This is a genomic window from Paenibacillus sp. LPE1-1-1.1, from assembly GCF_040676435.1.
Lineage (GTDB): Bacteria > Bacillota > Bacilli > Paenibacillales > Paenibacillaceae > Pristimantibacillus.
In genome coordinates this window covers 1,739,796-1,758,068 of sequence record NZ_JBEGHY010000001.1, presented here as the reverse complement: position 1 = coordinate 1,758,068, position 18,273 = coordinate 1,739,796, and the positions used below count along the sequence as shown (strand labels likewise).

17 protein-coding genes are annotated in these 18,273 nt (G+C 43.2%); 16 read left to right on the top strand and 1 reads right to left on the bottom strand.

Annotation, left to right across the window (positions count from 1 at the left end):
* Window positions 1-13 precede the first annotated feature (13 nt).
* Genes MRBLPE1_RS07670 through MRBLPE1_RS07640 form a run of 7 tightly spaced genes read left to right on the top strand, consistent with a single transcriptional unit; the run spans window position 14 to window position 6,899 of the window.
* Window positions 14-1,180, top strand: coding sequence for a glycosyltransferase family 4 protein (locus MRBLPE1_RS07670; RefSeq protein WP_364143600.1), 1,167 nt, complete (start codon window positions 14-16; stop codon window positions 1,178-1,180).
* Entirely contained in the window at window positions 1,165-2,310 is a 1,146-nt protein-coding gene (locus MRBLPE1_RS07665) for a glycosyltransferase family 1 protein (RefSeq protein WP_364143598.1), read from the top strand. The genes MRBLPE1_RS07670 and MRBLPE1_RS07665 overlap by 16 nt, the downstream gene beginning before the upstream one ends.
* Window positions 2,276-3,199, top strand: coding sequence for a glycosyltransferase family 2 protein (locus tag MRBLPE1_RS07660; protein ID WP_364143596.1), 924 nt, complete (start codon window positions 2,276-2,278; stop codon window positions 3,197-3,199). Before MRBLPE1_RS07665 ends, MRBLPE1_RS07660 begins: the two co-directional genes overlap by 35 nt.
* Window positions 3,180-4,253 carry an EpsG family protein gene (locus tag MRBLPE1_RS07655; RefSeq protein ID WP_364143593.1) on the top strand — a complete coding sequence of 358 codons (1,074 nt, stop codon included), beginning with the start codon at window positions 3,180-3,182 and terminating at the stop codon, window positions 4,251-4,253. The genes MRBLPE1_RS07660 and MRBLPE1_RS07655 overlap by 20 nt, the downstream gene beginning before the upstream one ends.
* A 13-nt stretch (window positions 4,254-4,266) precedes the next feature.
* Window positions 4,267-5,007, top strand: a complete 741-nt coding sequence (locus MRBLPE1_RS07650) for a glycosyltransferase family 32 protein (RefSeq protein WP_364143591.1) — start codon at window positions 4,267-4,269, stop codon at window positions 5,005-5,007.
* A 38-nt stretch (window positions 5,008-5,045) separates the two neighbouring features.
* Window positions 5,046-5,651, top strand: a complete 606-nt coding sequence (locus tag MRBLPE1_RS07645; protein ID WP_364144548.1) for a sugar transferase — start codon at window positions 5,046-5,048, stop codon at window positions 5,649-5,651.
* Window positions 5,652-5,696: 45 nt separating this feature from the next.
* Entirely contained in the window at window positions 5,697-6,899 is a 1,203-nt protein-coding gene (locus tag MRBLPE1_RS07640; RefSeq protein ID WP_364143589.1) for an aminotransferase class I/II-fold pyridoxal phosphate-dependent enzyme, read from the top strand.
* Window positions 6,900-6,907: 8 nt separating this feature from the next.
* Here MRBLPE1_RS07640 and MRBLPE1_RS07635 read toward each other — a convergent pair whose 3' ends face one another.
* Window positions 6,908-7,564 carry an acetyltransferase gene (locus MRBLPE1_RS07635; protein ID WP_364143586.1) on the bottom strand — a complete coding sequence of 219 codons (657 nt, stop codon included), beginning with the start codon at window positions 7,562-7,564 and terminating at the stop codon, window positions 6,908-6,910.
* Window positions 7,565-7,771: 207 nt separating this feature from the next.
* On the opposite strand from MRBLPE1_RS07635, the gene MRBLPE1_RS07630 reads away from it, so the two are divergent.
* The 9 genes from MRBLPE1_RS07630 (at window position 7,772) to MRBLPE1_RS07590 (ending at window position 18,229) form a co-directional block, all read left to right on the top strand.
* A complete protein-coding gene (locus MRBLPE1_RS07630) occupies window positions 7,772-8,974 on the top strand; it encodes a nucleotidyltransferase domain-containing protein (RefSeq protein WP_364143583.1) in 1,203 nt (400 codons plus the stop codon).
* 13 nt (window positions 8,975-8,987) lie between these two features.
* A complete protein-coding gene (locus MRBLPE1_RS07625) occupies window positions 8,988-10,205 on the top strand; it encodes a glycosyltransferase (protein WP_364143580.1) in 1,218 nt (405 codons plus the stop codon).
* Entirely contained in the window at window positions 10,202-11,233 is a 1,032-nt protein-coding gene (locus tag MRBLPE1_RS07620; RefSeq protein WP_364143577.1) for a glycosyltransferase, read from the top strand. The genes MRBLPE1_RS07625 and MRBLPE1_RS07620 overlap by 4 nt, the downstream gene beginning before the upstream one ends.
* Window positions 11,234-11,251: 18 nt before the next feature.
* The gene (locus MRBLPE1_RS07615) at window positions 11,252-12,409 is read left to right on the top strand and encodes a polysaccharide pyruvyl transferase family protein (RefSeq protein ID WP_364143575.1); all 1,158 of its coding nucleotides are present in this window, start codon (window positions 11,252-11,254) and stop codon (window positions 12,407-12,409) included.
* Window positions 12,410-12,419: 10 nt separating this feature from the next.
* Window positions 12,420-13,613 carry a glycosyltransferase gene (locus MRBLPE1_RS07610; protein ID WP_364143573.1) on the top strand — a complete coding sequence of 398 codons (1,194 nt, stop codon included), beginning with the start codon at window positions 12,420-12,422 and terminating at the stop codon, window positions 13,611-13,613.
* Between the two features lie 10 nt (window positions 13,614-13,623).
* Window positions 13,624-14,805, top strand: a complete 1,182-nt coding sequence (locus MRBLPE1_RS07605; protein ID WP_364143570.1) for a glycosyltransferase — start codon at window positions 13,624-13,626, stop codon at window positions 14,803-14,805.
* 20 nt (window positions 14,806-14,825) lie between these two features.
* On the top strand, window positions 14,826-16,013 hold the full coding sequence (locus tag MRBLPE1_RS07600; RefSeq protein WP_364144545.1) for a glycoside hydrolase family 88 protein: 1,188 nt from the start codon (window positions 14,826-14,828) through the stop codon (window positions 16,011-16,013).
* A gap of 7 nt (window positions 16,014-16,020) precedes the next feature.
* Window positions 16,021-16,566: an acyltransferase gene (locus tag MRBLPE1_RS07595; protein WP_364143567.1), complete on the top strand. Its 546-nt coding sequence runs from the start codon at window positions 16,021-16,023 to the stop codon at window positions 16,564-16,566.
* Between the two features lie 82 nt (window positions 16,567-16,648).
* Entirely contained in the window at window positions 16,649-18,229 is a 1,581-nt protein-coding gene (locus MRBLPE1_RS07590; protein ID WP_364143564.1) for a lipopolysaccharide biosynthesis protein, read from the top strand.
* Window positions 18,230-18,273 lie beyond the last annotated feature (44 nt).

Genomic DNA, 18,273 nt, shown 5'->3' with positions numbered 1-18,273 from the left:
GGATGGTACAAACATGCCTAATAAAATATTATTTTGCGCTACGGTTGATTATCATTTCAAGGCTTTTCATTTGCCCGTTCTGGAATGGTTCAAACAGCAGGGCTGGGAGGTTCATATCGCCGCAAAGGGCGAGCTGGACCTCCCTTTTGTTGACCGCAAGTTTAATTTGTCGATTGAGCGCTCACCGATCCACCGGAATAATTTGAAAGCTTACCGCGAGTTGAAAGCGATCATCCAGGAACAGGATTATAAAATCATTCATTGCCATACGCCGATGGGCGGCGTTTTGGCTCGTTTGGCTGCGCAAAAAGCCAGAAAAAAGGGCACAAAGGTGATCTATACGGCACACGGCTTTCACTTTTGCAAAGGCTCTTCGCTTTTGAACTGGATGCTTTATTATCCGATTGAAAAGATCCTTTCGCGTAAAACGGACTGTCTGATCACGATCAACAACGAGGATTACCGGCTGGCGGTTTCAAAGCGCTTCAAAGCGAAGCAAATCGCGCATATCCATGGCGTTGGCGTGAACACCATCCGGTATAAGCCCTTGCCCAAAATCGATAAGTGGCGGTTACGGCAGGAGCTTGATTTTCGGACAGATGATTTTCTCCTATTTTACGCGGCTGAATTCAACAAAAACAAAAACCATCAATTGCTGATCCGTGCCTTGGCTGCCATAAAAGAACAGGTGCCTCACGCAAGGCTGCTGCTCGCAGGAAAAGGCCCGCTGCTCTCAGCTTGCCAAGAGCTGGCCGAGCAGCTTGGGGTGGGAGCCATGGTCCATTTTCTCGGGTACCGGTCGGATATTGATAAGCTGCTGCCGATGTGCGATGTCGCTGTCGCATCCAGTCTTCGCGAAGGACTTCCGGTAAACATTATGGAAGCCATGGCTTGCGGACTGCCGATTATCGCAACGCAGAACAGAGGCCATTCGGAGCTGGTTATTGAAGGAGAGAACGGTTATGTGCTGGACGCCCATCAGGTAGCGTCTTTTGCAAACAGGCTGCTCGAGCTCAGCCGATCGAATACGCTTCGTCTGCAAATGGGCGAGAAAAGCGCGGAAATGGTTAAAAAATATGCATTGGCTCAGGTAGCGCTGGAGTTGAACGACATTTATCAGCCGTTAATGGAACAGCCGCAGCCAGATAAAAAGGAGAGATTGCAATGGGCGGTCCTTTAAGGATTTTACATGTTGTCGCGAACATGAATCGCGGAGGCGCTGAGACGTTGCTTATGAATTTATACCGCAACATCGATCGTACGAGGATTCAATTCGATTTTCTCACTTGCAAAGAAGGAGTATTCGACGAAGAGATCCGCAGCCTAGGCGGAAATGTTCATCGTATCCCCCATATTACCGACGTTGGCCATTCGAAATATTTGCATGCATTGGATCAATTTTTCCATATGCACGCTTATTACAAGGTTGTTCATTCCCACATGGATAAAATGAGCGGCTTTGTCCTGCGGGCGGCAAAAAGGGCAAGCATTCCCGTACGTATTGCGCACAGTCACAATACGAGAAGCGAAGGCGGCCTTTCTGCACGCCTATACAAATGGTACGCCGGGACGCATGTGCGTTCGGCTGCGACGCATAACGTCGCTTGCTCAACCGAAGCGGCGCGGTGGATGTTTCCCGGAAGGGAGAAGTCAGCGCTTATTTTACAGAACGGCATTGCTTGCGAGCAATTTGCTTTTTCAGCAGAGAAACGTTTGAAAATGCGAGAAGAGCTTGGTATACCGGACAATATTTTCGTTGTTGGTCATATAGGAAGGTTTGCGCATCAAAAAAACCATACACAGCTCATTGATATGTTTAAGTTGCTCGAGAAAAGTAGGCCAGACAGTATGCTATTACTAGCTGGAGACGGACCACTTAGGTCCTCGATAGAACGAAAGGTGATAGAGCTTCATTTACAAGATAAAGTGAAATTTCTAGGCATTAGAAGTGATGTTGATCATATTCTTCAAGCAGTAGATGTGTTTGTATTTCCATCACATCATGAAGGACTTGGCATCGTGCTGATTGAGGCACAAGCTGCGGGATTACCCTGTATCGTTTCCGATCAAGTTCCAGCAGAGGTTGATATGGGCATACATTTAGTCAAGTTCTTCTCTCTTAAAAATGAAGCAAGCGGTGTTAAGGGAATCCTCGAAGCAGCAAAACAGCCGTCGCGAATGATTCCCTCTGGCATTTTAGCAATTAAAGGCTATGATATCCGTCAAACAGCCCAAAAGGCAACAGAATTATATTTATCACAATTCGAGGTGAATTATGAAGACGTTAACCGTGTTTACGCCCACGTATAATCGGGCTTATTGCTTGCATCAAGTTTATGAGAGCTTGCAGCGACAGACCTGCAAGGACTTTGAGTGGCTCATTATTGATGATGGTTCAAGCGATGGAACCGAGGCTCTCGTAGCCGGCTGGATAGCTCAGCAAGACGTGTCTATCACGTACGTCTTTCAAAATAACCAGGGGATGCATGGTGCTCATAATACTGCATATGAACGGATGGAAACAGAGCTTAACGTGTGTATTGATTCCGATGATTATATGCCTGACGATGCGGTGAATCAAATTATTACATATTGGAACGAGAATAGGAGCGATAAGGTTTGCGGCTTTGTAGGTTTGGACGCCTATTCTGACGGTAGTATTGTAGGATCCAAGTTTCCTGAGGATTTGACCAGCTCGACCTTATTTGACCTATATCATAAATATGGCATTACGGGTGATAAGAAATTAGTCTATCGCACTTCGTTGACAAAGCGTTACCCATATCCACTTTTTGATGGTGAACGATATGTTGGTCTTGACTACAAATATCATTTAATTAACCAAGATTATGAATTATTGCTATTGAATAAAGTACTTTGTCATGTTGAATATTTACCTGACGGTTCATCGCGTAATATGCTGATGCAATATCGTAAAAATCCAAAGGGTTTTGCTTTCTACCGTAAATCCCTTCTTGAGCTTCCAATTGGGAGTAAACTATTTAAGTTTAGACAGGCTATTCATTATGTATCCAGCTGTTTATTGTCAAGAAATATACACGGGTTACAAAATGTACCTTCAAAGGCATTGACGATCGCAGCGTTCCTTCCAGGCTTACTTTTATTTGGATATATTACGATGAAAACCCGAAAGGCATTTTCACCGAAAGGAACCACAAATGACTATCCTTTGGCTTAACCTGGTAATCGTTTTTTTGTTTGCGACTATTGCGAGATATTTTTCGGTGCCAGCTACCGTGGGACAGTTAACTATTCAGCCGAACAAAATATTAGCCGCGGCAGCAGCAATGTCATTGATACTTGTTTCAGGCTTGCGGAATAATATTGGAGATACTTTTTTTTATATGCATGCTTATACAGTCGATACCTATGACTGGGAAACAATTCTTAATAAGAAAGACATAGGATTCGGTTTATTGCAGCTCCTGCTCAAGCAAATTACAGAAGATCCTCAACTCTTGCTTGTTACGACTGCGTTAGTAACAAACATGCTTATCGCAATTGTAATGTACAAATATTCGCGGATGTATGAATTAAGCATGTATGTTTACATTACCTCCGGCGCATTTGTTGTTTCAATGAACGGGCTCAGACAGTTCTTAGCCGCTGCTATTGTATTTGCAGCGACAAAGGCATTGTTCGAAGGCAAATGGAAAACCTATATGTTAGTTGTACTATTCGCTGCTGTCTTTCACCAAAGCGCACTCGTCATGCTCCCGCTCTATTTTATTGTTAGAAGGAAGGCCTGGACTGGCGCTACTTTTGCATTATTATCAGTGGCTATTTTAATCGTCGTAGGGTTCAATCAATTCTCGGATTTGTTGTTTAAAGCGATACAGGGTACTCAATATGCCCATTATCAGAACTTTGAAGAAGGCGGAGCGAGTGTAATAAGGGTATTTATTTATGCTGTTCCTCTAATCATAGCTTTTTTTGGCAGAGAAAAGCTGAGATATCTATTTCCGAAAAGTGATATTCTAGCTAATCTATCGATTATAGGCATTGTGCTCATGATTATATCCACCCAGAATTGGATATTCGCAAGAATGACGATTTATTTTAATCTTTATCAATTAATTTTGATTGGATGGATCGTTAAGGTGTTCCGGGAGAAAGATCAGAAACTGATATACTTCGCAATTTTGGTCTTTTATTTGTTCTTTTTCTATTTTGAGAGTGTCATCACTTTGGACATACGGTATACAAGCAAATATTTAATATGGCCATCATAAAGGAGGCAGCGGCGTGAGCGGAGTAGAACAAATACCTCGGATCTTGCATTACTGCTGGTTTGGCCGCGGAGAAAAACCGCGCAAAATCGTGAAATGCATGAAAAGCTGGGAGAAGCATTTGGGAGATTTTCAGGTGATGGAATGGAATGAGGATAACTTTGACATTTCCTCAATCCGTTACGTGAAGGAGGCTTATGAAGCCCGGAAATTTGCTTTCGTAAGCGATTATGTTCGTCTATACGCGCTTCATAAGCACGGCGGCATTTATTTGGATACGGATGTCGAGGTCGTTAAGCCGTTAAGCATTTTTCTTCGGCATGAAGCCTTTTCGGGCTTTGAGGACCAGAAGTTTTTGCAATCCGGCACGATGGGGGCGGCAAAGGGCCATCCTTGGATAAAAGAGCTGCTGGAAAATTACAATACGCGAAGCTTTTTGCTGCCTGACGGAAAGCTGGATACAACGACGAATACGGCAGTGATAACTGAAATTTGCAGCCGGCACGGTCTTAAGCTAAATGGTGAATATCAGGTGCTTCGGAACGGAGTAACCTTTTATCCGAGAACTTATTTCAGTCCCTACGATTATATTGACGGCGGTAACTACATAACGAATGACAGCCATACCATTCATCATTTTGCCCAATCCTGGCTTCCCGCGCATGTGCGCTTCAGAGGCGAGGTGAAGAAAGTCGTAAGCCGTGTCGTCGGGCCGAAGATGATTTCCAAGATGAGGCGGATGCTTTCGTCAAACTAGGCGAAATACACATTGTATATCAGGAGACCATACGGATGATAAAAAGAATGTTCGATTTGATTATTTCCTGTTTGTTATTGCTTGTACTCTCGCCCGTAATCGCAATTACCGCAATTTTAGTCCGTTTTAAGCTGGGGTCGCCCATATTATTCAAGCAGCAGCGTCCAGGCTTGCATGGTGTTCCTTTTTACGTGTATAAGTTTCGCACAATGACCTCGGAAAAGGACAGTTTGGGCAATCTGCTGCCCGATCATCTGAGACTGACCGCTTTCGGAAGCCTAATGCGGAAGTCCAGCCTTGATGAGCTTCTGCAGCTCGTTAACGTAATCAAAGGCGAGCTAAGCTTAATTGGACCGAGACCGCTCCTTATGGAATATTTGCCGCTCTATAATGAACAGCAGGCGAAGCGTCATCTTGTCCGTCCCGGCATTACGGGCTGGGCACAGATTCACGGCCGTAACGCCGTTTCATGGGAAGCGCGGTTCGAGCATGATGTTTGGTATGTGGAAAACCAAAGCTTTCTGTTGGACATTAAAATATTGCTGCTGACCGTAAAAAAGGTCCTGAAATCCGAAGGGGTATCCAATGGCAATCATGTGACGATGCCCGTATTCCAAGGAACGACGACCAATAGCGAAGGATAAAGCCATCTTTCAAGCATCTGTACTGCTTGAGGGATGGCTTATTATATGGAAGAGGATGTGTGGCAATTGTCAGCTAATGAGATGAAACGAATCTATTTATCCCCTCCGCATATGAGCGGGAAGGAGCGCAATTATATTAACGAAGCTTTTGAAACCAACTGGATTGCGCCGCTAGGGCCTAATATAGATGCCTTTGAGAAACAGATTGCAGCCTACACGGGGGCTGCGGATGCGGTAGCTGTCAGCTCGGGTACCGCCGCCATACACCTATCCTTGCAATTGCTGGGAGTGGGCGCGGGGGATACGGTATTTTGCTCAAGCTTCACCTTCGTAGCAAGTGCCAATCCGATCCGTTACTGCGGCGCGGAGCCTGTTTTTATTGATTCCGAGCCGGAAACGTGGAATATGTCGCCATTAGCGTTGAAGAGGGCTTTGGAGGAAGCGGACCGTCAGGGGAAGCTGCCGAAAGCGGTCATTGTTGTGCACCTGTATGGCCAGGTATCTAAAATGGATGAGCTTGTTGCGTTATGCGAGCAGTATGAGGTGCCTCTAGTTGAGGATGCTGCCGAATCGCTGGGCTCTACGTACAAAGGCAAGCAGAGCGGCTCCTTCGGCAAGTTCGGTATTTACTCCTTTAATGGGAACAAGATTATAACGACCTCGGGCGGCGGGATGCTCGTTTCTGACGATGTGGAGCTTCTAAACAAAGCGCGTTTTCTTGCTACGCAGGCAAGAGACGCGGCTCCGCATTATCAGCACAGCAGCATGGGCTTTAATTACCGGATGAGCAATATTTTGGCCGGTGTGGGAAGAGCTCAATTAGAGGTATTGGACGAGCGGGTTGCGGCTAGAAGAGCGGTATTTGAAAACTACGTGAGGGCATTTTCAACTTGGAGAGGCGTCAGCTTCATGCCTGAGCTGCAGCACACCAAATCAAATCGCTGGCTGACGACGCTTGTCATGGATGAGAACGAAACGAATACAACGATAACGGAGCTTCTGGATGCGATGGCGGCCGCCAATATTGAAGCCCGCCCGCTTTGGAAGCCATTGCATATGCAACCGCTGTTTGAAGGGACTCGTTTCTATGCCCACGCAGGTGACGTATCCGTTTGTGAACGGTTATTCCACAGCGGAATTTGTTTGCCTTCGGGCTCGAGCATGACCATTGTTGATCAGGTAAGGGTTGTGGATTGCATAAACGATGTGTTCGAGAGATCGGCAGAAAAGAGCGCGCAATCCGCCTAGTCTGTTCTCTAAAGATAACGCTCTCCTTGTTCTCTTGCCCGCATAGCCCTGGCTGGCGTACCGTAAGCGACGGTATAAGCAGGGATGTCGGTTAAAACGGTCGAACCGGCTCCGATGACAGCGTGTTCGCCGATCGTTCTACCGTGAATTACATTTGCGCCCAAGGATAGGACTGAATAATCACCAATACTAACGTTGCCTCCCGTACAGGCTTTGGGGGCTAATGTAACGAATTCGCCCAGCTTAGAGTCATGATCGGCAGAAGACTGGGTATACATGACGCAGTGGTCGCCGACCAGCGTATCGCTATTAATGACGCAGCCCGCCATAACGACTGTTCCATGGCCGATTTGAGCTCCCTTTGCAATAGAGGCGGTAGGATGTATAGCTGTGATAAACGAAAAATGAGGATTTTTTTCTTTTATGTTCGCGACGACTTTTGCTCGGGTCCAATTATCGCCAATGGCTGCTATGCCGCTGTTGATGGTCGAAAGATTGGCTGAAAGCCAGTTCTCATCGCCTAAAATGTCATAGCCGTAAAAGGTCGTTCCGACAGGCTTATAACCGTCAAGAATACCTGCTATTTGATACATACCGGCTTTTTCAATCGTATCTATAACAGCCTTTGCATGGCCTCCGGCACCGTATACGATTATTTTTTGCATAAGATTGAACCCCCTTTATTTGTAAAACCGTTCCATCTGACTCTTTCATTCTAGCAGATCGCGACCTTTTTTTCTAAAAGAATAGCCTACCAATGGAATGATGATTGACAGATATTAGGGATGGTGTTAATCTGTACTTGTGTTCGTTTTATAGAACAAAATAAATATTTTGTTCGTTATTGGCTAATCAGTATGAAGGAGATATTCATGAATAACGACGTCACTCTCCATAAGGAAGACCTATCCGACGAATTGAGACTCATGCTATCCATTCTTTCCATGGATAACAAAGCTGAGATTACATTTGATTTACAGGAGCTGATCCGCCATGCGGATTGGGACCGGTTTATCGAATTAGCGCGACACCATAGGGTCTTTCCATCGCTTAACCACAAGCTGCAGAAATTGAAAGCACTTGGGGTTCCTACGTTTGTATCCCAAATGTTTCATCGCGATTATTATCGAAATACGCTTCAAATGCTTGCGCTTAGCGGTGAGATGGAGCAGATTGCCAAATTATTTTCTGACAGCGGCATAAGGTCGTTATTTCTAAAGGGACCGGTCATTGCGGCCGATCTTTACGGCGACGTATCGCTTCGGACGTCATGCGACTTAGATCTGCTTATTCCGCTGAAAGACTTAGAAAACACGGAGAGCCTCCTCCTCTCTTGCGGCTATGAAAAGGATGATTATATTGTCTCCGTGCTGAACGACTGGAAATGGCGACATCATCATACTTCATTTATTCACCCTGAAAAGGGAATCAAGGTTGAGGTGCATTGGAGACTCAATCCTGCTCCGGCAAAGGAACCGAAGTTTGATGATCTATGGGAGAGAAGAAGGCAAAGCTCCTTAATCTCGCGGCCGATCTATTATTTGGGGAGAGAAGACTTATTTATGTTTCTGGTCTCCCATGGCGCGCGTCATGGCTGGTCAAGGCTTCGCTGGTTGCTTGATATTAAGCAGCTGCTGGAACAAAAGGTGGATTGGCCCAAGCTGATTCTTCTGCTTCGAAAACATCAATTTACGCATATCGGCGGGCAAACCTTATTGCTATTGGCGAAATTGTTCGCAGTTCCTTTACGTGAGGAAATGAAGCCGTTACTAAACGATAGAAGAGCAGAATGGTCAGCTGAGGATGCCATGTTCTACGTACATAGAATGATAAATCTTCACAGTCCGCCTTTATCGGAGGAAGTCGACCGCTATCATAGAAAGTATTTATTCGGTTTATTGACCTTTAGACAGAAGGTTATCTTTATCGCAAGCTTTCTTTTTCCCTATCCTGAGGATGCTAAAGCGCTGCCGCTTCCCAAACGGCTGCACTTTCTCTATTTTCCGCTGCGGCCATTCATATGGGGTTGGAGGAAGCTCAGAAGTAAAAATCAAAATAACGAAACCTATATGTGAATAGGAGTTCATGATGAGAAATGTATTAATCGCTTCTTATGATATGGAAGTCGGCGGCGTTGAGCGGAGCTTAGCCGGTATGCTGGATGAGTTTAACTATGCCAAGTTTAACATCGATCTGATGCTATACCGGCATAAGGGCGATTTTATGGGTTTATTAACCGATAAAGCCAATTTGCTTGGCGAAATGGCTCCATACACCTCATTCAGAAAATCCATTAAGGAGACGTTTCAAGATAAGCTGCTGCCCATTGGATTTTCCCGCGTCATAGCAAAAGGGCATTCTTTGCTAAAAAGCAAAATTAGCGGCATCCATGAAATCGGATATGTACAAATGCAATTGGTTTGGAAGTACGCCATGCCTTTTCTGCCTAAATTAGAAAAGGAATACGATGTTGCAATCAGTTACTTATGGCCGCATAACTTTGTAGCCGACAAGGTAACCGCTGATAAGAAGATTGCATGGATTCATACGGATTATTCCACGATAGCCGCAAATTACAAGATGGATCTGAAGATGTGGGAAAAATTCGACTATATCGTTGCCGTATCGGATGCCTGCAGAGACTCTTTTCTAAAACGCTACGAGCCTTTAAGAGAAAAAGTAGTCGTCATGGAAAATATCGTATCGCCATTGTTTATTCGAAGCATGGCCTATGAACAAGCAGATTCCAATCCCATGGCCCACGATACGCGGTTTAAATTGCTGTCTGTCGGGAGACTCTGCCATGCAAAAGGATTCGATGATGCGATAAAGGCATTTAAGCTTCTAGTGGATAAAGGCTATGACGACATCGTATGGTACATCGTCGGTTATGGCGGAGATGAAGCGATGCTTCAAGCCTTGATCGTACAAAATCAATTGGAAGGGCAATTTATTCTGCTAGGAAAGCAAATAAACCCTTACCCCTATATGAATTTGTGCGATTTATACGTGCAGCCCTCGAGATATGAGGGGAAAGCGGTTACGGTCACTGAAGCAAAGATCTTAGGAAAGCCGATCGTCATTACCAATTATTCGACGGCAGAAAGCCAGATCGAGCATATGACGGATGGATATATTACAGAGCTGTCAGTCGAAGGCGTCGCGGAGGGGATCGAGAAATTATATACGGACCGCGAACTAAGAGATCGTTTAGCGAATCATTGCAAAAGCTCCGATTACAGCAACAGCGGCGAGCTGGAGAAGTTATATGAGCTGATTGAGCTTGAGGGGAGTTATTGCAAGTGACTATAAAGGTCAGCGTTATTGTACCTGTATACAATGCCGAACCTTATCTCGCCGAATGCATGGAGTCGCTGCTTAAACAATCGCTCCGTGAATGCGAATTTATTTTTGTGAATGACGGTTCTACGGATAACAGCGTCTCTATTATTGAGCGATACGGCAAATTGGATTCTCGAATCATCTTGGTACAGCAGTCAAACCAAGGGGTTAGCATGGCCCGGAATGCGGGAATGGAAGCTGCGTCGGGGGAGTACATCGGTTTTGTGGATGCGGATGATTTTATTGAAGCGGATATGTATGGCGTGCTATACGAAGCAGCTTCCGAAGAGAGATGCGATATTGTTCTTTCTAATTTCGAGAGCGAAATCGAGGGACACTACGTTCTGACAAAATACCCGTTTCCAAGGGAATCTATCATGGGCGAAGCCTTTATCAGAAAGGAAATATTGCCTGTTTTTCTAAGAACGGATGAATTAAACACGGCCTGCAACAAGCTGTACCTAAAATCATTAATAAAGGATCATGGAATAATCTTTCCTAAGAATGTAGCTCTGGGCGAAGACGGTCTATTCAATATGGATGCTTTCAGTTGTGCGAAAAGCTTGAAATATATCGATTACACCGGCTACCACTACCGCGAGACCGTCGGCAGCGCAACTAGGGATATTGTTAAAAAAGATTATTTCCAGCGTGCTCTGGAAGTTTATTACACGGAGCTTCCCATTTGCTATAAAGGCTTGTTGGACGAAGAAACGGTCAGTCATCTGAAATCAATTAAATTGATCCAAAGCGTAATGGCTTATATCCATATATATTTAAAACCAACGGATAACCTGCGCGTTAACGAACAAATCAAATACATAAGAAAAATGATTGAAAGCAATGAGGTTAAAGCTGCCCTTCCCATTTATAAAAAGGAAACGGAGCTTGCCCTGGATCGATACCAGAAATTAATGCTTTATTTCATAAACCGAAGATCATGGTTTGGTTTATTCTGCATGACGGCATATAGCCGATTACGAAACGGATAACAATTGGAGGAGTTTGTTTTGAAAATAATGATGTTTGCCCATGACGGAAGTCTTAACCGCGGATGCGAAGCCATTGTCCGGTCATCTACCGCAATATTAAAGGAAAAGATCGACGGAGCGAAAGTATATTTAGCATCGGCACAGCCTGAAACGGATAAAGTGATCGCGAAGCTGGACGGCGTCTATGACGGATCAACGCTCTCGATAAAAAAATATTCCTACGATTGGTTTTTATCCTCTATGAAGCTAAAGTTTTTTCAAGATGAATCCTACGCATTAGGGAAAATTCATCACAACATTATCAAAAACATCAAGGATATGGATGTCTGTTTATCCATAGGCGGAGATAATTATTGTTACGGGGAGCAGCCTGGCTGGTACGAAATTGACAGGCGGGTGAAAGCCCAAGGTAAAAAACTTGTGCTTTGGGGATGCTCGATCGGAGAAGAGGATATGTCAGAGAGAAAGCTGGAAGATCTGAAGCTGTTCGATCTCATTTTATCCCGCGAATCGCTAACCTATAACATGCTGATTAGCAAGGGGCTTACTAACGTAAAGCTTTGCGCAGATCCGGCTTTTACAATGGAAAAGGAAGAGCTGGCGTTCCCGGAAGGCTGGCAGGAAGGGAATACGGTTGGACTGAACTTTAGTCCGTTAGTATGGAAGCGAAACAAGCAATCCCAAGCCGCAGTTGATGAATTGATTCGGCATATTCTAGACACCACGGATATGACGATAGCCTTGACGCCCCATGTCATTATTAACGGAAACAACGATTACGAGGTTTTAAGCAGCTATTATGAAACCTATAAGCATACAGGAAGAGTGATCCTTTTGCCGGATCATCTGACAGCCATTCAATATAAGGGATACATTGCAAAAATGAGGTTTTTTATCGGAGCGCGCACTCATGCAACGATCGCCGCGTACTCCAATTATGTTCCTACCATGGTGCTCGGTTACAGCGTTAAATCCAAAGGTATCGCAAAAGATATATTTGGCGAAGAAAAGCTTGTTCTGGGCATTGATGAAATATCGAATAGCGCAAGGCTAATCGAGAAGTTCGATGAAATGGTTAATGAAGAGGAACTATTGATTAAAAGACTGAAGCATGCGATCCCTGGGATTAAGAAAATGTCATATAAAGCGGTTGAGTATATTAAAGAGCTTGCCTAGGGAGGTTGCAATGAAGAAGAACTTATTATTCGTCATCCCTAGCTTGAATTCGGGCGGCGGAGAAAAGAGCTTGGTCAATTTATTAAGCCAAATCGATTTTGATCAATACGAAGTAGATTTGTTCTTATTGAATCATGAAGGATTATTTATGGAGCTTCTGCCGAAACAAGTTCGCGTGCTGCCATTGCCGGTTGCTTTTCAAATATTCGGAAAATCACTGGCCGAATCGGTCCAACAATTTCTAAGCAGGGGAAACCTGATGCTCGCCTTAAACCGGATTATGTTCAGCGTGAAAAATAGAAGCAACAAGCAGACATCGATCGGCGAGCAAAATAGCTGGAAATACTTAGCCAGTTCACTATTGCCTTTGAGTCAAACCTATGATGCCGCGATCGGCTTCTTGGAGAAAACATCGATTTATTTTTGCGTAGAGAAGGTTCATGCAGGCAAGAAAATTGGTTGGATTCATACGGATTATGACAAATTAGGCATGAACCCCGATTTTGATATCCATTATTTCAAACAGTTGGATCACATTGTCACGGTATCGGAGGAATGCTCGAATATTTTAAAAAGAAGATTTCCGATGCAAGCTCCTAAGGTTAATGTGATCCATAACATCGTTTCTCCTTCCGTTATCAAAAGCATGGCGGATAAAGAACATCAAGATGTATATGGACGAAAAGAAGATGAAGCCGTAATTCTTTCCGTGGGAAGGCTTAATCATGAGAAGGGCTTTGAGATGGCGATTGCTGCCTGTAAAATTTTGGTGGACCGCGGATACAACATCCAATGGAACATAATAGGCGAAGGCAAAGAGCGAGAAACGCTTTTAAGCTTGATAGCCGAACTCGGGCTTGAAAAGCATTTTAAGCTCCTAGGTTTGAAGTCCAATCCGTATACCTATATCAAGCAATCCGATATTTACGTGCAAACTTCCAAGTTCGAAGGGAAATCCATTGCGATTGATGAAGCCAAGATTTTGAATAAACCGATCGTAATCACGAGGTTTAATACGGCAAAAGATCAAATCAATGATGGAATTGACGGCCTTATCGTAGATATGGATGCTGAGGCTATAGCAAGCGGCATTGAAAAGCTTTTGACGGACCAAAGCTTGAGCCTAACGATGGTTGAGCAGCTATCAAGACAAAAGCTAGGGACCGAAGAGGAAATAATGAAGCTCTACCAACTTCTTGCATAGGTGGCTAAGTATGAAGAAAAAATTACTGTTCGTTATGAATAACTTGAATTGCGGCGGCGCAGAAAAATCACTATTGTCCTTATTTCAAACGATTGATTATTCACGCTATGAAGTTGATTTATATTTGTTCAAGCATGAAGGCATTTTTCTGGATAAACTTCCGGAACAAGTGACCGTGTTAGAAGAACCTCCTCTGTATCATTACTTCGATATGTCGATTAAATCGGCATGCGTGAGTTGTCTAAAATCGGGAAGATATAGACTTGCCTTCTCAAGAGTGAAAGCCGGTTATATCTTTACGACAGAGAAAAACCCGGCCAAACGCGAGCAGCGCGCCTGGAAGCATTTATCAAGGGCGTTGCCCAGACTGAACAAAAAGTACGATGTGGCGATTGGATTTCTTGAGAAAAACCCGGTCTATTTTGCGGTTGAGAAAGTTAATGCTATGAAAAAGATAGGGTTTATTCATAATGATTACGAGAAGCTGCGAATGGATTCAAACCTGGATATTCCCTTCTTCGGGAAGCTGGATTACCTCGTTACGGTATCTGATGGATGCGGAGAAGTGCTGGAACAGAAATTCCCGCAATATAAACAAAAAATTAAAGTCATACATAACATTGTTTCGCCTTCTATTATTAACAGGATGTCATTAGACAAGACGGAACTGGAACAACACAAAGGAATCACCATTGTTTCCATTGGACGGTTGAACTACCAGAAGGGCTTTGAGCTTGCGATTGAAGCATCTAAAGCGTTAGTTCATCAAGGCTACGACTTTAAATGGTATGTAATTGGAGAAGGGGAAGAAAGAGTGAAGCTAGAGTCTCTCATCGAGGAGAGCGGGCTTACCAATCATTTCTTTCTTATCGGGATCAAAGAAAATCCCTATCCTTATATCCAGGAAGCTGATATTTATGTTCAGCCTTCACGCTTTGAAGGTAAATCCATTGCGATTGATGAAGCAAAAATATTAAAGAAACCTATTATCGTTACTAATTTCAGTACGGCAAAGGATCAAATTATACATAATCATAACGGGTTAATCGTAGACATGAACGCAGCCGCTTTAAATGAAGGAATTAGGCGATTAATAGAGGACAAAAACCTACGGCTGTTTTTTTCGGAGCAGCTTGCGCAAGAACAGCTTGGAAGCGAGTCGGAAATTGAAAAGCTATACGCATTGATATAATTGTTTATAGGGGAGCGAATATCATGCTAGAAATTCTAGCTGCTGTTTTTGTAGGAATCATCCTTATTGTTATCTTCATTGATATTTTTCCAATCGGCAGGGACTGGCTGAGCAGAATACATATTGGCAGACACCGGAACAAACAAGAATGGAATCAATCCATAACGCAAATTGGCGTTAATTGGCTTAATCATACACCAAAAATTAAAGTTACGGACAATGTGCGGCTCGTGGCGATCGACATGATAAAAGGGAATTATTCCAAGAGCGTCATTCAGCACTGGCAGGAAGCGTCGTTGTTGTTAGGACTATCCGAATGCTTGAAGAATGGAACAGACCATAAACTAAAAACAAGCGTAGATCAATTCCTGAAAGCAAAGTTCGACGGGAATGGGCAATGGCGGGAGAAACCGGCTTATATCGATTCAGCCATCCTAGCATACGGGGTAATGAAGCTTGATTGTATCGATAGCAACAATTTCAAGCCTGCACTCGATAGCACCTGGGAGCTTATTCAATCGCATATCGGTGAAGACGGGACAGTACAATATCGTAAATTCATGAAGACGTATCGATACGTGGATACGATTGGATTTATTTGTCCGTTTCTTGTTTCCTATGGCATGAAGTATAACAAGCCGGAATGTGTCCAATTAGCAGTGAAGCAGCTGGAACAATACGAAAGATACGGCATGCTCGATGATCATTTTATTCCAAGCCATGCTTATCATACGGAAAATGCATTGCCTCTTGGCTTATTCGGCTGGGGACGCGGGCTGGGATGGCTGGCCATCGGACTAAGCGATGCTTGGCGCGAGCTGCCTGATGACCATGCTGCAAAACCAATTCTCAAGCAGTTTGTGATGAAATTTGCACGATCCATTCTAGCTTTCCAAGGGCCGGAAGGGAACTGGAACTGGACGGTGACACGGCAAGAGACAAGAGCAGACTCATCTACGACCGCGACCTTGGCTTGGTTTTTATTACAAGCGTCACAAATTGATGAACTAACAGAAGCTTGCTCTAAAGGTGCGGATTTAGCAATCCAATATCTCATGAAAGTAACGAGAAGAAACGGAGCAGTAGATTTCTCGCAAGGCGACACCAAGGACATAGGCGTATATTCGATGTTATTTAATATTTTGCCTTTTACGCAAGGTTTTTGCATACGGATTGCTAATTTCCAATCAAGGGCAATAGAGAGGTGATTATCCCATGTTAATGAGAATATTGAAATCTGTTAAAGCGCGGATTAAAAACAAATTGTATCCTAAAACAGAGTTGGAAATATTAAAAGAACGAGGGCTGACTTTCGGTAAGAATTTTAACTTTTTCAATAGTCATATTGATTATGGTCATTGTTGGCTGGTTGAGATTGGCGACGATGTCACAATTACTAATAGTACGATATTAGCACATGATGCAAGCACGAAACTCCACTTTGGGAAATCAAAGATTGGTAGGGTAAAGATAGGAGATAGGGTCTTTATCGGGTATAACAGCTTAATTTTATGTAACGTGCGCATTGGAAACGACGTAATTGTTGCAGCTGGATCAATTGTTACGAAGGATGTACCAGATAACTCCATCGTAGCAGGCAATCCGGCAAAAATAATAGGGAATACGGAGAATTATCTTGAAAAACATAGAGGTTTTTTAAAAGAAAAGCCTGTTTACGATACTTATTGGCCCTATAAAACAAGATCTCAGATCGACGTAATAAAAAAAGAGTTAGCCTTTGATTTTGGATATGATGAATAAAATAACCTAATCTTCTTATAAAAAAGATCCAATTGTTACATATTTCTTTATCCATCAGCGTTTAATTAGATAGGAGATTTACATGCGAGTAAAAAGCTCATTGTTGAATATTGGTGTTGGGTTAGGTAATCAGCTAATTATAACCGTATTAAGTTTTATTTCCAGAACGGTCTTTATTAATAGCCTCGGTATTGAATATTTGGGTATCAACGGCCTATTCACGAGTATTCTTGCGATGCTGTCGCTGGCCGAGGCAGGGATAGGCTCAAGCATTATATACAATTTATATAAACCGATCGCGGATAATAATCAACCAAAGATCCATGCGCTGATGCAATTATATAAAAAAGCCTATTTGGTCATAGCAGGCTTAGTGACAGTGCTTGGTTTAGGGGTAATGCCTTTTCTTGATTTTTTTATCAAGGAAACGAGCGTGGAAAATTTGCAAATCATCTATTTGCTTTTTCTAGTGAATACGGCTGCTCCTTATTTATTTGTCTATAAACAATCTTTTTTAAATGTTAGCCAGAAGAATTATATCGTAACAGCCGTATTTTCGATCTCCGCCATTATTTCAACCTCTATGAAAATCGCAATCCTATACTATACTGAAAACTATATTTTATATCTCGTAATCGAGAGCGTGCTTTCGATTATAACATCCGCCGTATTGGTTTTAATTGTTAATAAAATGTATCCCTTCCTGAAGCAGAAGATCAAAGCCAAGCTCGATCCGGAAACGAAAGCAAATTTTATCAAAAACATGAAAGCTATTATTTTGCAAAATGTCGGAAACTATTTTATTTTCGGCGTAGACAGCATTCTTATTTCTACTTTTGTAAGCATTGCGGCCGTAGGGCTGTATTCAAATTATAAAATGCTAATTGATATTTGCCGTACCTTGCTCAACCAGGTTTTTGCCAACATGTACCACAGCTTAGGGAATTTGATTGCGAAAGAAAGCGCAGATGCCGTCTATCGTATTTTCAAGGTTACGTATCTGCTTAATTTTTGGTTATATTCACTTCTATCCATCGGTCTATATTTGCTCATCGAACCGCTAGTCGCGCTATGGCTAGGTCCGGAGTTTACGATGACAAATGCCGTATTGCTCGTATTAGTAGTCATGTTCTATGAAAGAGGAATGCGCAATTCTTTGAGCGCCGTAAAAGCAACCGCCGGAATTTTCCACGAGGACCGGTATGCACCGATTATTCAGGCAGGCATCAACCTGGCCGTATCTCTCATTCTAGTTCACTACTTAGGCATTCTAGGCGTATTTATAGGGAATATCATCAGCGCGTTAGCCGTGCCGTTCTGGTATACGCCAATGCTTGTTTATCAAAAGGTTTTTAAACAACCGGTTAAAAAATACTATATCAGTTATGTGCTGTATACCGCCCTTGGACTCGTCGTTTGCGTTGCTGTCGGATTCGTTATCCAATTCATTCCATCTACTACATTTATATGGCTTATCGTAAAAAGCTTCGTTTGTGTCGTTCTTGTTAATGTTATTTACATAAGCGTATTTTATAAAACGGAACAATTTAAATATTTAATGGGAATAGTTAGAAGCTTGATGAAAAAAATTCCGCGATTTAATACCATTTTCAAGAAAGCAGCTAAGCGCAGCCACAGCCTGGAGATTGGCGGAAACAAGTAACCTTTTACTGACAAGCTACATACGATAGCGGTAAAAGGAAGGTG

Coding starts and splice junctions, on each gene's coding strand:
- MRBLPE1_RS07595 (WP_364143567.1), top strand. CDS start 16,021: ATGTTAATGAGAATATTGAAATCTGTTAAAGCGCGGATTAAAAACAAA.
- MRBLPE1_RS07590 (WP_364143564.1), top strand. CDS start 16,649: ATGCGAGTAAAAAGCTCATTGTTGAATATTGGTGTTGGGTTAGGTAAT.
- MRBLPE1_RS07655 (WP_364143593.1), top strand. CDS start 3,180: ATGACTATCCTTTGGCTTAACCTGGTAATCGTTTTTTTGTTTGCGACT.
- MRBLPE1_RS07670 (WP_364143600.1), top strand. CDS start 14: ATGCCTAATAAAATATTATTTTGCGCTACGGTTGATTATCATTTCAAG.
- MRBLPE1_RS07610 (WP_364143573.1), top strand. CDS start 12,420: ATGAAGAAGAACTTATTATTCGTCATCCCTAGCTTGAATTCGGGCGGC.
- MRBLPE1_RS07625 (WP_364143580.1), top strand. CDS start 8,988: ATGAGAAATGTATTAATCGCTTCTTATGATATGGAAGTCGGCGGCGTT.
- MRBLPE1_RS07660 (WP_364143596.1), top strand. CDS start 2,276: ATGAAGACGTTAACCGTGTTTACGCCCACGTATAATCGGGCTTATTGC.
- MRBLPE1_RS07665 (WP_364143598.1), top strand. CDS start 1,165: ATGGGCGGTCCTTTAAGGATTTTACATGTTGTCGCGAACATGAATCGC.
- MRBLPE1_RS07605 (WP_364143570.1), top strand. CDS start 13,624: ATGAAGAAAAAATTACTGTTCGTTATGAATAACTTGAATTGCGGCGGC.
- MRBLPE1_RS07640 (WP_364143589.1), top strand. CDS start 5,697: ATGGAAGAGGATGTGTGGCAATTGTCAGCTAATGAGATGAAACGAATC.
- MRBLPE1_RS07630 (WP_364143583.1), top strand. CDS start 7,772: ATGAATAACGACGTCACTCTCCATAAGGAAGACCTATCCGACGAATTG.
- MRBLPE1_RS07635 (WP_364143586.1), bottom strand. CDS start 7,564: ATGCAAAAAATAATCGTATACGGTGCCGGAGGCCATGCAAAGGCTGTT.